Origin of the sequence: Agathobaculum butyriciproducens (assembly GCA_003096535.1) — a bacterium.
GTDB lineage: Bacteria > Bacillota > Clostridia > Oscillospirales > Butyricicoccaceae > Agathobaculum > Agathobaculum butyriciproducens.
Genome location: QEKJ01000022.1, coordinates 1 through 13,163, shown reverse-complemented (window position 1 = coordinate 13,163; position 13,163 = coordinate 1). Strand labels below are relative to the sequence as shown.

At 53.7% G+C, this 13,163-nt stretch carries 11 protein-coding genes and 1 rRNA gene; 7 read left to right on the top strand and 5 right to left on the bottom strand.

Annotated features, from left to right (window positions below; genetic code table 11):
* Nucleotides 1-111 precede the first annotated feature (111 nt).
* Both C7386_RS11880 and C7386_RS11875 read right to left on the bottom strand, forming a co-directional pair.
* Nucleotides 112-1,500, bottom strand: a complete 1,389-nt coding sequence (locus tag C7386_RS11880) for an MATE family efflux transporter (RefSeq protein WP_110435904.1) — start codon at nucleotides 1,498-1,500, stop codon at nucleotides 112-114.
* A 157-nt stretch (nucleotides 1,501-1,657) separates the two neighbouring features.
* Entirely contained in the window at nucleotides 1,658-2,524 is an 867-nt protein-coding gene (locus C7386_RS11875; protein ID WP_110435903.1) for an AraC family transcriptional regulator, read from the bottom strand.
* A gap of 183 nt (nucleotides 2,525-2,707) precedes the next feature.
* On the opposite strand from C7386_RS11875, the gene C7386_RS11870 reads away from it, so the two are divergent.
* Entirely contained in the window at nucleotides 2,708-3,622 is a 915-nt protein-coding gene (locus C7386_RS11870) for a sugar phosphate isomerase/epimerase family protein (protein ID WP_110435902.1), read from the top strand.
* A gap of 443 nt (nucleotides 3,623-4,065) precedes the next feature.
* Here C7386_RS11870 and C7386_RS11865 read toward each other — a convergent pair whose 3' ends face one another.
* Nucleotides 4,066-4,416, bottom strand: coding sequence for an LPS biosynthesis protein (locus C7386_RS11865; RefSeq protein WP_181967716.1), 351 nt, complete (start codon nucleotides 4,414-4,416; stop codon nucleotides 4,066-4,068).
* A gap of 1,545 nt (nucleotides 4,417-5,961) precedes the next feature.
* Here C7386_RS11865 and C7386_RS11860 point away from each other — a divergent pair.
* The 3 genes from C7386_RS11860 to C7386_RS11850 all read left to right on the top strand — a co-directional run bounded on the left by C7386_RS11860 (nucleotide 5,962) and on the right by C7386_RS11850 (nucleotide 8,763).
* On the top strand, nucleotides 5,962-7,083 hold the full coding sequence (locus C7386_RS11860; RefSeq protein WP_116705606.1) for an iron-containing alcohol dehydrogenase: 1,122 nt from the start codon (nucleotides 5,962-5,964) through the stop codon (nucleotides 7,081-7,083).
* A 399-nt stretch (nucleotides 7,084-7,482) separates the two neighbouring features.
* Nucleotides 7,483-8,274 carry an S-layer homology domain-containing protein gene (locus C7386_RS11855; RefSeq protein ID WP_158575623.1) on the top strand — a complete coding sequence of 264 codons (792 nt, stop codon included), beginning with the start codon at nucleotides 7,483-7,485 and terminating at the stop codon, nucleotides 8,272-8,274.
* A gap of 165 nt (nucleotides 8,275-8,439) precedes the next feature.
* Nucleotides 8,440-8,763 carry a hypothetical protein gene (locus tag C7386_RS11850; RefSeq protein WP_116705599.1) on the top strand — a complete coding sequence of 108 codons (324 nt, stop codon included), beginning with the start codon at nucleotides 8,440-8,442 and terminating at the stop codon, nucleotides 8,761-8,763.
* Nucleotides 8,764-8,813: 50 nt separating this feature from the next.
* Here C7386_RS11850 and C7386_RS11845 read toward each other — a convergent pair whose 3' ends face one another.
* Entirely contained in the window at nucleotides 8,814-9,893 is a 1,080-nt protein-coding gene (locus tag C7386_RS11845) for a sensor histidine kinase (protein WP_158575625.1), read from the bottom strand.
* A gap of 392 nt (nucleotides 9,894-10,285) precedes the next feature.
* On the opposite strand from C7386_RS11845, the gene gap reads away from it, so the two are divergent.
* The 3 genes from gap to C7386_RS11830 all read left to right on the top strand — a co-directional run bounded on the left by gap (nucleotide 10,286) and on the right by C7386_RS11830 (nucleotide 12,691).
* Complete coding sequence (gap, locus tag C7386_RS11840; RefSeq protein WP_110435898.1) at nucleotides 10,286-11,314, top strand: type I glyceraldehyde-3-phosphate dehydrogenase; 1,029 nt, start codon at nucleotides 10,286-10,288, stop codon at nucleotides 11,312-11,314.
* Nucleotides 11,315-11,478: 164 nt separating this feature from the next.
* Nucleotides 11,479-11,913, top strand: a complete 435-nt coding sequence (locus C7386_RS11835; RefSeq protein WP_110435897.1) for a MarR family winged helix-turn-helix transcriptional regulator — start codon at nucleotides 11,479-11,481, stop codon at nucleotides 11,911-11,913.
* A 1-nt stretch (nucleotide 11,914) separates the two neighbouring features.
* Complete coding sequence (locus tag C7386_RS11830; protein ID WP_116705597.1) at nucleotides 11,915-12,691, top strand: sulfite exporter TauE/SafE family protein; 777 nt, start codon at nucleotides 11,915-11,917, stop codon at nucleotides 12,689-12,691.
* 378 nt (nucleotides 12,692-13,069) lie between these two features.
* Here C7386_RS11830 and rrf read toward each other — a convergent pair.
* Nucleotides 13,070-13,163: ribosomal RNA gene (gene rrf / locus C7386_RS11825) — 5S ribosomal RNA — on the bottom strand; the annotation flags it as partial.

Here is a 13,163-nt window from a genome sequence, read left to right as displayed (position 1 = left end):
CACAGATTATATCCTCTGTGCTTGTGCACAGTGTCGAGTCTCTCGGTCGGATGATTCATGAGAAGCGACAAAAAACTGTGTAAAAAATCATATATTCTGTCAGGCAGAATTTTACTTGCTCAGTGAAGCAGCGTGATCCTGCTGTGACAGGCGGCCTTTCCCTGCGGTATGCCGCAACAGCACGGCGGCGATTACTGCGGTCAGCACCTCCGCGATGGGGAACGCCAGCCACACGCCGGCCGGCAGCAGGCGCGCGAACAGCCATGCCGCCGGCAGTACGAAGATCAGCTGACGCAGCAGTGACACGAGCAGCGACTGCACACCGCCCTCGGTGGCCTGGAACACGCCCTGTATGGCAATGTTTGCACCTGCGAACACGAAACTGACCGCCAGCACGCGCAGACCGGTCACGCACAGGCCCATCGTGCCTGCGGACAGTGAGAAAATACCTGCCAGCGGCTGCGCCAGAATTTCTACAGCCGCAGTGCAGACCAGCATGAGAACACTGGTATACAACAGACCGCAGCGCACGCCCTCGCGGATGCGTTTCGCGTTTTGCATGCCGTAGCTGAACGACATAATCGGCGTAATCGCGTCACGCAGACCAAATGCCGCGAACAAAACAAACTGCTGAATTTTGTACACAATGCCATAAGCGGTGACATACGAACTGTCCAGACTGCCGAAAATCAGATTAACACAATAATTCATCACGCTCATCGCACCCTGTGCTATGATGGCCGGTACGCCGATGGAGTAAATCTCGCCGACGATACTGCGGCGCAGGCGCAGAGCCTTGCGTCTGAACGGCAGTTCCCTGTTCAGGTGGAAATGGAACACGGCTGCCAGAGCCAGAGACGCAATCTGACCGAGCACGGTCGCCCATGCCGCACCTGCTACGCCCAGTTTCGGACAGCCGAGCAGACCGTAGATCATAATCGGGTCAAGCACGATGTTCGTCAGTGCGCCTGCCACCTGTGCAATCGTGGAATAGAGTGAGCGGCCGGTCGCCTGCAGGGTTTTCTCAAACACTGAGAAAAACAGAATACCGAACGAGGCCATGCAGCAGATGCGGAGATACTGACTGCCCATCGCCAGTGCGGTCGGGTCACTCGTCTGCGAGCCGATATACGCGCCCGCACCGAATGCACCGAACAGCAGGCACACCACGTAAATGATACCCATAAGGCTCAGCGCGTTGCCTGCTGCCGCACCCGCCTTTTCTCGGTCGCCCTGACCGAGCGCCCGCGCGATGAGCGCATTTGCGCCCACGCCTGTGCCGATGCCGACCGCCACCATCATCATCTGCACCGGAAATGCCAGTGTCAGCGCATTGACTGCAATCTCGCCGTTCTCCGCCATGTTCGCCACAAAATAACTGTCCACGATGTTGTAGACCGCCTGAAGCATCATGGAGAGGATCATCGGCGTACCCATTTGCAGCATCAGCTTCCCCACCGGCGCTGATGCCATTCGTTTTTCTGCCTTGTCCCGATCCATATCGAAACCTCCTGATTGGATTTTCGGAGTCTTTACGGAAAGCTGCCACAACCTGTCTTTTGCACAAAAGAAAAAAGTGCGTAAATCCATCTGGATTTACGCACTTCTGCTACTCGACTGCTTTATTTTATCAGCGTTTTTCGCACTTGTCAAGCGGTTAGACCGGATACTTCCGAAAGATTCCGGGTGCAACGCCAACGTTCTTGCGGAAGCTGTGAATGAAATTCTCCTCGCTGTTGTAGCCGGTCGCGTAGGCGATTTCCTTGACCGACAATTCGGTAGAGGCCAGCATATACTTCGCCTTATCGATGCGGCGCAGCACGATATACTCATATGGCGAATAGCCGGTCCGCGCCTTGAACTGCCGTGAGAAATGCGATGGACTCAGGCTGACGGCTGCTGCCGCGTCCTGCACGCCGATCGGCTCGAACAAATGCCGGTTCATATAGCGGATGGCCTGTGCAATACGATCGCCGCCTGCGGTGCTCTCGGTGGTCTCGTCCAGCAAGAGCAGGCACAGCAGTCGGTGGATCAGCTGCGAGCACCGTGCCTCGCTCAGCCGCGCGTCCTCGGCGCAGGCGCTCCGCAGAGAATCCAGCATTTGCGCAATCTCCGCCGGTGCGGCCGGCGAAAATGCCCTGCGGCCGCGTGCCTGCAGGATTTTCTGATAGAATGCGCGGGCATTCAGGCCGTTGAACAGCAGCCAGGTGAACTCCAGTCCGTCCGAGGCGGCATAGCTGTATGGCTCACGGCAGTCAAACAGCACAATCTGTCCGGCGCCGGCGATGGCAGGCGTACCGTTCAGCGTCAGTTCCATTGCGCCATCATGCACAAAAAACAGCATGATATTTTGGTTGTGGTCACCCTGCAAGGCAATTTCCGACCGATGATTGAAGGAATACCGGCTGCTGCAGAAGTAATGTCCGAGCCGCGTTGGGTAATAAAAAAGCTCCTTTGCAAGCGAAGACGGCGTAAAAAAGTACCGTTCCGAGGTCTGATGGACACCTAATTCGGGAATCAGCATAGCGGTCACTCTCCTTGTCTCTATCCTACCAGAAGTATCCGTTTGATGCAATAGCGAATAGCAGGATTTCGCAGGTTTAGGGTAATTTGTATCATTGGCAAGACGGCAGAAACGCTTTATAATAGAGCCATCAAACAGGGAAGCCACCCTTGATATGGCAAACAGACAAGGAGGATCATTCTTATGAAAATCGCATTTGACGTTGACGTTCTTGCCAAGCAGATGTCCATCAACGATTATGTTCACAAGGTAGCAGACTGGGGCTACAAGTACATCGAGCAGTCCCCGCATCCGCGCATCAACCCGTTCTACAAGCACCCGCTGTTCTCCAAGGAGTGCCAGCAGGAGTACAAGCAGGCTCTCAAGGAGACCGGTGTAGAGATTTCCTCTTTCATCGTTGTTTACCGCTGGTCCGGCCCGACCGAGGAGCAGCGCCAGCACGCAGTTGCAAACTGGAAGCGTATGATCGAAATCGCGGTTGACATGGGTGTACCGGTCATCAACACCGAGTTCTCCGGCGACCCGAACCAGCAGGAGATCTGCAACGGCATGTTCTTCAAGTCTATGGAGGAGCTTCTCCCGATCATCGAGCGTGAGGGCATCCGCGTAGAGTGCCAGTCCCATCCGTATGACTTCGTAGAGCTGAACGACGAGGCCTGCGACATCGTTAAGTCCTTCCGTTCCAAGAACCTGGGCTACGTTTACTCCGCATCCCACGGCTTCTTCTACGATCAGGGCAAGGGCGACGTTCGCCACATGCTGAAGTACGCCGGCGATGAGCTGACCCACGTTCTTCTGGCTGACACCTGGAACCAGACCAAGGACTGCCGCTACATCGTAAATCCGCCCTGGCTGAACCAGCACGGCCGTGCTGACTACACCATCCATCAGCACACCGCTATGGGTGAAGGCGAGGTTGATTTCGACGGCATCTTCGAGACCCTGCGTGATATGGACTTCGCAAACAAGCAGCTGAAGCCGGACGCACCGAAGGTTGGCGGCGACAATATCATCTGCGTATCCTACTTCGGCTTCCCGGAGAAGATGGATCAGCAGGCTCCGGAGGCACTCGACCGCATTAAGCACGAGCTGCTGTAAAGAATACTTTCTGAATACACAAAAGGACTTGAGTTTTCACTCAAGTCCTTTGAGGCTGTCGCGAAACTACAGTTTCGCCGACAAGCAGGAACGGACCGTGGGCCGTTCCAAAGTCGTCCGAAAGTTCCTATACAGAAACTTTCTCCCTCCAGAAGTTCAAAAATGGTGATACATGCTCCCCCTTTTTGAGCATTTGCAGAGCAAATGCTATTTCATGCGCGCTGCCGCGCGAAATGCTGAAAAATGCTGACTATACGACTTTTTCGACAGACAGAAGGACTTGAGTTTTCACTCAAGTCCTTTTTTCATACTGTCACAAAACGTCATTTCAGCCGACAAGAGGAATGGAACGCGCGCTGCCGCGCAAATTGATTGGCTTTGCGCCATATGCACTTATCGGCAGATAAAAACGGACAAACTGCTTTGGTTTGTCCGTTATATTTTTATTCTCCGCAGCCGGGACAGTCGGAACAGTCACCGCACTCGGTGCCTTCCGCGGCCTTGCGGTCCTCGTAGGCGCGCAGCGTGCCTTCGGTCATGTGGCTGAGAGCCGCCAGCCGCTCATTTACCATATCCCACAGGCACATCGGCAAATGGTCGCGGTGTCCGCGGTGGATAGTCACGCACTCGAAGCAGTTGCCGTGATGGCGGCACGCCTCCTTGCACGGGCAGTGGTCACCGGATTCGCGCACCTGACGCAGAAATTCCAGCTTAATCTTGAGCGCTTCTTCCTTCTTGCCCTCGCGATCAAGGTCGTTCTGCAGGATGGCCAGTTCGTTTCCGTCTATTTTCATAAGTATCGCTCCTCTATATATTGCACTACATCGCATTTTTATCATAGCAGGGTTTTGACAGTTTCGTCAAAGCAACTTTACCCAAAACCGTGTTTTCGTGCAGTTATACAGATTTTCAGCGTTTATTTTATCTATTTTGCCATTGACAAAAAGGACAAAATAAAGCCCTCATTCACAGACACATGAACGAGGGCTTTTACTTCCAAATCTCCATAGATCCTCTTTTCCCGACAGGATATTTCCCATCGCATTTGGATTGGTATTCGGTTGTTTTTTCGGCATCTTTCGATCTTACGTTCGCGGAACCGCCCGGCTAAGGTTCGTTTACTGCACAAACTACATAATCCGTTTGGTTGCCTTTCCTACATTCGGGAACTCTATTTCCAGTGGGTGATGCGTCACTGCTCGGCGGAAGATGTGATACAGCCTGCCTTGTCGAACCGGATGTTACTCGGACTTTGATATCATCTCGTTCCGATGCGGTATGTCTATGCTGCAGATACTCATCAGTATGCCCATCGGCTGGTGCAGCATCCGGCAGGTATCGTAAGATACTTCGTTTTGTTCGCCGGCGCATCAAATATCAGGGTTCTGTCATGTATGAACCTTACTTTCCTGCTGCCTCGATCCGCTTGACTGTCTTAGTATGCCATGTACGGATAGTTAAATTCACGAGGATAGCTTCCCCAAAGTTACCGTTGTTGTTACCTTTGCTTAGAAGCCGATCGCGCTTTTCAGGCGGTTCAAATTGTGGAATTGGAACTCGCTCATTTTTTCAGCTATCACCTTGATCGTTTCGGTCACAGCGCCGCGGCGAGTCCCGCGAACTGGTAAGATGCCTCTTCTGATACCATTGGACTCACCTCTTTCGTGGGTATCAAACCGGATTGACATCCTTCAGATTAGATGAAGGTTTGCGCCTTTTGGAGTAAAACCCCTGTTTTACTTTGCCTTTGGTGTTTGCCTTTATCTTTTCTGTGTCATTATAATATCATCAATATTGCACAACGTCAAGCGTTTTTTACGACTTTTCAGGCTGCATATTGCACAACAAAAAGCCGTTCATTTCGGTGATTTGGCTCTTTTCTCCAAGTGTGGAATTTGGTATAATAAAAGTGTTGGGGCTTGCGAAGCGAGCGTACCCTGTGCTGACGCCGCGCGGGTGCGGCACGGGTATGGCGCGCAACTCGCTGGTCCGGATATAACGGATGACACCTCCGAGTTACAATTATCAGTAATCTTTACCGTACGGTGCGACAAGGTGAATTGCCTGTTAGGGCAAGAGAAGGTGCCCTGGGGTACGACCTCGGCGCACCGTTTGTAAATTCATTTGCACCCGTGTACCCGTAGGGGCGCACAGTGTGCGCCCACAGCATCATGAAATGGGTGGCACAAACAATCTATCTCAGCAGATTGCTGAAAGCTTGCGGAGAATAAGGTAAATCCTTACATTTTCTTTACTCTTCACTCTAACAAATTTACTAACTACTAATTCCTAATTATTAATTGAAAGAGGTCTATATAGTGGAAAACTTTAGCTTTTACATGCCGACACGCTTATTTTTCGGTGCCGGATCGGTCAAGCGTCTGGCCAAGGTACGTCTGCCGCAGGGCACGGGTCTGATCATCACCGGCGGCACCTCCACCACCAAACTGGGCTATGTAGCCCAGGTGGCGGATACGCTGGCGGAAGCCGGTCATCCGACCGTGGTATACAACAAGGTACAGCCGAACCCGACGATTGAGGGCGTGCGCGAGTGCGCTGCGCTCTGCCGTGAGCAGAACATTGCATTTGTTGTCGGTCTCGGCGGCGGCTCGTCCATCGACACAGCCAAGGCGGTTGCCATTATGGCGACCAACGACGGCGACTGGTGGGACTACATCCACGGCGGCACGGGCGGCGGCAAGCGCATGGTCAATGCCGGGCTGCCGATTGTTGCCATTCCGACGACCGCAGGCACGGGCACAGAGGCTGACCCGTTCACAGTTATCACCAACGGTGAGGAAAAGATCGGCGGCGGCGGTGAGAAGTGCTTCCCGACCATTTCGATCGTCGATCCGGACTTTATGATGACCGTTCCGCCGCATCTGACGGCATACCAGGGCTTTGACGCATTCTTCCATGCGGCCGAAGGCTATCTGGCTAAGACTGCAAGCCCCATGAGTGACATGTTCGCGCTGCAGGCAATTACGCTGATTGGCAAATCGCTGGCAGCGGCTGTTAAGGATGGCAGCAACGCCGATGCGCGCGCGGATGTGGCACTGGCGAACACACTGGCAGGTTTTGTCGAAACGCTGTCGAGCTGCAGCGGCGAGCACGCCATCGAGCATGCGCTGAGCGCATTCCATCCCGATCTGCCACACGGCGCGGGTCTGATCATGCTGTCCAAGGCATACTGGAGCCGCTTCAAGGACACCTCGGCTGACCGCCTGCAGGCCATTGCACACGCACTTGGACGTGCGGACGGCGATTTTCTCGCTGCGCTGGCTGAGCTGCAGCAGGCGTGCGGCGTGGACAAGCTGCGCCTGTCCGACTACGGCGTAAAGCCGGAAGACGCAGGCGAACTTGCTGACAACGCAGCAAGCACCATGGGTGCCCTGTTCCGTGTCGATCCGCGCACGCTGTCCCGCGAGGAAATTATGGACATCATCACCGAAAGCATTTAAGCGAATACGCTGAGAGCGGACCGATTGGTCCGCTCTTTTTTCGATAACGGCAGTTGCTAACACATTTTCGCGCGATAGCGCATGTTAAATAGCATTTGCATTGCAAATGCCAGCCCGTAGGCCTCTATCCTTAAAAATATTTAATGAGAGCAAAAGTCGGGGCGTGTACCGCGCAGCGCGGCCAAGAAGCCGCGCAAGGATAGCGCTGACTTTTTGACTTTGAGAGGGAGAAAGTTTCAACCAACGGGCGGAACTTTCGGACGACTTTGTGTCGTTTGCGTTACATCTGTGTTACACCGCTTGTATTGCCGCCAGACCATGCTATAATAGTCACAGAGTATGATATACGTCATACATCTATCGGCTTGCGGCTCTGCCGCAGACAAGGAGGTACACTCTATGAAATTTCAACAGGTAATGGCATTTTTCCTCACCGGTGCAACGGCACTCTCCATAAGCACCACCGCGCTCGCTGCCGACCTTCCGGATAACGTTGATACCACCGTATCCGCCACACAGACCGCCGATGAGCAGGAAAACAACCTTTACACCAGGAACGACAAGGACCTGACCGATGCCGAGTTCGAGCAGAAATACGAGCTGCCGGAGAACTCGTGGTTCACGCCCGCAGTCCGCTATGTGATTGAGAACAACATCATGCTGCCGGCGGGTCATATCGACGGTAAAGAATATTTCCCGTGGTTCAATCCGGCGGAGAACCGTTATGCGGTTGCCAACGCGATTTATAACAGCGCAAAGCTCATTGACCCTGAACTGACTGCATCCTATGCAGGCATGGCCATCAAGGAAGCACCTGACTACAACCAGATTTATGAATCTGATCGTCCCGGCATGACATTCTGCTTTGAATCCGGCATTATGACCGGTGACAGCCAGCACTACCTGCGTCCCTATGACTCCATCTCCCGTCAGGAGTTCGCGGCAGTGCTGCAGCGCTACATCACGCTGCTCGAAAAAGCCGGAAAGATTACGGTTTCGACTGATACGAGTGCGAATACCGCGTTTACCGATGCTTCTTTGATCGCTCCGTGGGCGAAGGATGCCGTTGCGTTCTGTCAGACCAGCAAGCTGATGAACGGCGACAATCACGGCGCATTCAATCCCAAGGGACAGATCAAGTCGGTTGAGCTGGCACAGGTGCTGTACAACCTGTCTCAGCAGATCAAATAATGTGCAAAACCACCTGTTATCAGTGATAACAGGTGGTTTTGCTATGTCTTTGGGACGTCAATTCCACGTCACAGTTTTCAGTCAAAACGCGAATTGTAAAAATACGTTTTATCTGCTATAGTGCAGATACCGAGAGACAGCTTCTGCGAAAGAGGTGACGGCTCTATGAAAAAACGCATTGCATTCCTGCTGATCGTTCCGCTGCTGTGCGTACTGGCTGCAAGTCTGAACATCAGCTATATGCCGGCCGGCGGCCTGCTTTTTATCAGTACATGCACACTGGATGGTGAATCGTTCACTGTCCGGCAGAAAACCATGCCTGACGGTACGAAAATCGCCGTGTACGACGGCGAAACCTCCATCGTATACGCCAAATACCGCGGTTTGGCATACACCATTACCGAGATTCAGAAACCTGTGGACGGGCATTGGCTGCCGGAGTCCATTAAGGTCTACCGCGGTTCGTACACCTCTCCCGACAACACATAAGAGAACAGCCTCAGAGCGTGATTTTTGCACGCCTCTGAGGCTGTTTTATTTCATTCCATGATGGAAAATTCAATTTCTTCGACGGTATAGCCGTCCTCGATGATAGTCGGTGCACGGAACAGGTCATCCTCGAGCGTATGCGGCAAATGCGCCAGACACAGGTGCAGCACGCTGCCGCCGCCCTCTCTCTGTGTGAGCAGCAGCCGTCCGCCGTGCGCCTGCGCAATTTGACCCACGAGCGGCAGGCCAAGACCAAGCGGTGTGCCGCCGCGCATGAGCGCCCGGTAATCGTCCATCGAGGTGGTGCGCCGCCAGCCGGAAAGCAGGTCATCGAACTTCGCCGGATCCAGTCCCGGACCGGTATCGGCAACCGCAATCGTCACAAAATCCCGCGTATCGGTCAGCGAAACCGTGATTTCACCGTCCTCCGGTGTTACGCGCAGCGCGTTTGTCAGCAGGTTATAGATTGCCGTACGCACCAGTCTCGTGTCAATGAGCGCGTCTGCGTGCTCCGGCACCTGTACGATGAATTTTGCACTGCCCACAGGCGCATGCGTCTCAGCCTGCTGTACGGCATCGCGGCAGAGCGCTGACAGGTCGCAGCGCCGCAGAGAAAGCTGCTCGGTCAGCAGCGGATCGTGCAGTAAATCCGAGTGCGTCAGCAGCCGGTACAGCCGCATACACTGCCGCCGCAGCCCGTCTGCCAATGCAGGATCCTCCACCTGCTCGGCCTCGGCCATCAAAGCGCCCAGATAACGCGAGCTTTTGTCCTGAATGACCCGCAGGCTGCCGTCATAGGCGGCACGGTCGCGCCGCAGATACGCCAGCAGTGCACCGCCGCGGTGCGGGATCATCTCGACCGTGTAGACCGTTCCGTCGATGTCCTCCTCTGCGGTGCAGGCAGACTGTGTATTTATGCACCGGAGCAGTATATTCCGCGTGCTGCCGCTCAGGAACGGATCCAGCTCCTCCATCGGGTGCAGACCGGAAAGCTGCTGTGCCGCGTCGCTGCACCGCTCGATACGCAGCGTATCGCTCACTGCGAACAGCGCCGCATGCCGCAGCTCGGTGCGCAGCAGCAGCTCGCGGACTGCGTTGCCGTCCAGCTGCGAAAAAAATGCGTCTTCCATCATTATCCTCCCAAAACACCGTGTAATTTTACCTTTGTACTGTGGGAAAGCTGCTGTCATTCTCGATCATGTTTTCCTGCGTCCGGTATATGCTGCGCGGTATTTGGCATACTAATCTCTGTCTTCGAGGATGTGAAAAAACAGCACGGCGCGCGCTGTGCTTTTCTCATCCCGAAAATCGGGGGATTATACAAACCGAATCCCCATATTTTGTACGATGTGTTTATTATACCACTGCCGCTACTGTCATTGCAAAGAAAATTATACAAAAATGCAAGGCAGAATGACAAGAAAATCACAAATATTACACCTTGCGGCAAACTGCGCATTTAGTGTATAATAATAACATCAACAGAGAACTTCATCAAAACATTTAGGAGGAACACTGTAAAATGGGTATCAAAGTAGGTATCAATGGCTTTGGCCGTATCGGCCGTATGGTTTTCCGCGCTGGTCTGAAGAACCCGAACATTGAGTTCGTAGCGGTAAACGATCCGTTCATGACTCCGGACTACATGGCATACATGCTCAAGTATGACACCATGCACGGTCGTTACGACGGCACCATCGAGTATGATGACAACTCCATCACCGTTGATGGCAAGAAGGTTCAGTTCTTTGCAGAGATGGACCCGAAGAACATTCCGTGGGGCAAGGTTGGCGCTGACTACGTTGTAGAGTCTACCGGCGTATTCCTGACCAAGGAGAAGGCACAGGCTCACATCGATGGCGGTGCTAAGAAGGTTATCATGTCTGCTCCGTCCAAGGACGACACCCCGATGTTCGTAATGGGCGTTAACCAGAACACTTACACCAAGGATATGACCTTCGTATCCAACGCATCCTGCACCACCAACTGCCTGGCTCCGATCGCTAAGGTACTGGACGAGGCATTCGGCATCACCGAGGGCCTGATGACCACCGTACACTCTGCAACCGGCACTCAGAAGGTTGTTGACGGCCCGTCCAAGAAGGACTGGCGTGGCGGCCGTGCTGCTTGCGGCAACATCATCCCGTCCACCACTGGCGCTGCAAAGGCTGTAGGCAAGGTTTACCCGAAGCTGAACGGCAAGCTGACCGGTATCTCCATGCGTGTACCGACCCTGGACGTTTCCGTTGTTGACCTGACTGCTAACCTGGCTAAGCCGGCTACCAAGGAAGACATCTGCGCTGCTATGAAGGCTGCTTCCGAGAAGCCGCTGTCTGAGGGCGGCCTGAAGGGCGTTCTGGGCTACACCGAGGATGCTGTTGTATCTTCTGACTTCCTGGGCGACGAGCGCACCTCCATTTTCGACGCTAACGCTGGCGTTTACCTGACCGACACCTTCGTAAAGGTTGTTTCCTGGTACGACAACGAGTGGGGCTACTCCAACAAGCTGCTGATGCTCATCGAGCACATGGCAGAGGTTGACAACAAGTAATTGTTGCCCACTGGCGTAATACAGTGAATAGAAATACCCTTATTCTTCGGAATAAGGGTATTTTTTATTTCTTTTTGTTTCTGCTGATATGTGATTGACACATTCGCTGTCCCATGTTATAATTACTTCAAATTTAGACTATCTATTTTTGAAGAGGTGTTTTCATGAATCCATACATGGAATTTGCGCACAAGACCGATCTGGCATACAGTGCGCTGTGTCACTCGCTGTGCCGCGAGCTGAACCTGCCGCAGACTGCGTTTGACATCCTGCTGTTCCTCGCTAACAATCCGGAATGCGACACAGCAAGCGACATTGTAGAACTGCGCAAGATCAAGGCGAATCTTGTGTCGGTCAACGTCAACCGACTGGTCGAGGAAGGCTATCTGCACCGTGAACCCGTGCCCGGTGACCGCCGCAAGACCCGTCTGCTGTGCACCAAGCAGGCGCAGCCGATCATCGACAAGGGACGCGCGCTGCAGGCACAGTTTGCCGCGCGGCTGCTCTCCGGCATGAGCGAAAGACAGCGGCAGGCGTTTGCCGATGCGGCCGCAGTTATCAATCACAATTTAGATGAAATTCTGCAGGAGGTACACTGATATGACCCTGCTTTTCACGGTTATTGTTACGTTTTTCGCAGGCATGGGTGCCGGACTCGGCACCGGCTTTGCGGGCATGAGTGCTGCCGCCGTCATCAGCCCCATGCTCATCACCTTCCTGCACATGGACCCGTACATGGCGGTCGGCATTGCCCTGTCGTCCGACGTACTGGCGAGCGCTGTGTCCGCCTACACCTACGGTAAAAACAAAAATCTCGATGTGAAAAACGGCCTGCTGATGATGGTCAGCGTGCTTACGTTCACCGTGGTCGGCAGTTACATCGCCAGCCTGCTGCCCTCTCGGACAATGGGCAGCTTTTCCGTGTTTATGACCTTCCTGCTCGGCGTAAAATTCATCGTCCGTCCGGTTATGACCACCAAAGAGGCAATGATGGGCGTATCTGCGCACAGGCGTGCTGTGCAGTCCATCGTCTGCGGTGTGCTGATCGGGTTTATCTGCGGTTTTGTCGGTGCCGGCGGCGGCATGATGATGCTGTTGATTTTGACCTCCGTGCTCGGCTACGAACTGAAAACCGCAGTCGGCACCAGCGTATTTATCATGACGTTCACCGCGCTGACCGGTGCAGTCTCGCACTTCGCCATCGGCGGCATGCCGGATCCGCTTGTGTGGGTGCTTTGCGTGATTTTCACGCTTGTCTGGGCTCGTATCGCAGCGGTTTTTGCCAATAAGGCGGCACCGAAAACGCTTAACCGTGCGACCGGTGTTATTCTCGTCGTACTGGGAATTGCTGTTATGGTATTCTCCAGACTGGCATAAATCCCTCCTGTTTGCGACTGCCGGCGGGACAACAGTCCCGCCGGCAAGCAGGAACGCCCCACGCGTTCCAAAGTCGTCCGGAAGCGGCTCCTTCTCAGAACGGCGATAGACGCGTTCAGCGCAGCGTACCGCGCCCATAGCTTTCTTATTTACTTAGCCCCTCCTCAGATATGCATAACAACCCAACTAAGGTATAGCAGCGCCTAAAGGCGCATAAAAGCGACGCCAACCGCAAACGGCTGGCGTCGCTTTCTCATTATATCAGAAGGCTTCTCTCGTACTCCAATCGACGCTTTCGCTTTTTCTTCCCCACAAGCAAAAACTCGTTGTTTTTTTAGAATAAAAAAGAAAAAGCAGCAACTTTCGTTGCTGCTAAAGTGTAGGCGTTGAGTTATCTTCCCGGGCCGTCGCCAGCCAAGTATTGTCACCGTAAACGAGCTTAACTACTGTGTTCGGAATGGGAACAGGTGTA

Excerpts from the sequence above, each read along its gene's own strand:
- C7386_RS11850 (WP_116705599.1), top strand. The coding sequence starts at position 8,440 with ATGAAAAAACGCATTGCATTCCTGCTGATCGTTCCGCTGCTGTGCGTA.
- C7386_RS11860 (WP_116705606.1), top strand. The coding sequence starts at position 5,962 with ATGCCGACACGCTTATTTTTCGGTGCCGGATCGGTCAAGCGTCTGGCC.
- C7386_RS11845 (WP_158575625.1), bottom strand. The coding sequence starts at position 9,893 with ATGGAAGACGCATTTTTTTCGCAGCTGGACGGCAACGCAGTCCGCGAG.
- gap (WP_110435898.1), top strand. The coding sequence starts at position 10,286 with ATGGGTATCAAAGTAGGTATCAATGGCTTTGGCCGTATCGGCCGTATG.
- C7386_RS11870 (WP_110435902.1), top strand. The coding sequence starts at position 2,708 with ATGAAAATCGCATTTGACGTTGACGTTCTTGCCAAGCAGATGTCCATC.
- C7386_RS11875 (WP_110435903.1), bottom strand. The coding sequence starts at position 2,524 with ATGCTGATTCCCGAATTAGGTGTCCATCAGACCTCGGAACGGTACTTT.
- C7386_RS11835 (WP_110435897.1), top strand. The coding sequence starts at position 11,479 with ATGAATCCATACATGGAATTTGCGCACAAGACCGATCTGGCATACAGT.
- C7386_RS11865 (WP_181967716.1), bottom strand. The coding sequence starts at position 4,416 with ATGAAAATAGACGGAAACGAACTGGCCATCCTGCAGAACGACCTTGAT.
- C7386_RS11880 (WP_110435904.1), bottom strand. The coding sequence starts at position 1,500 with ATGGATCGGGACAAGGCAGAAAAACGAATGGCATCAGCGCCGGTGGGG.
- C7386_RS11830 (WP_116705597.1), top strand. The coding sequence starts at position 11,915 with ATGACCCTGCTTTTCACGGTTATTGTTACGTTTTTCGCAGGCATGGGT.
- C7386_RS11855 (WP_158575623.1), top strand. The coding sequence starts at position 7,483 with ATGAAATTTCAACAGGTAATGGCATTTTTCCTCACCGGTGCAACGGCA.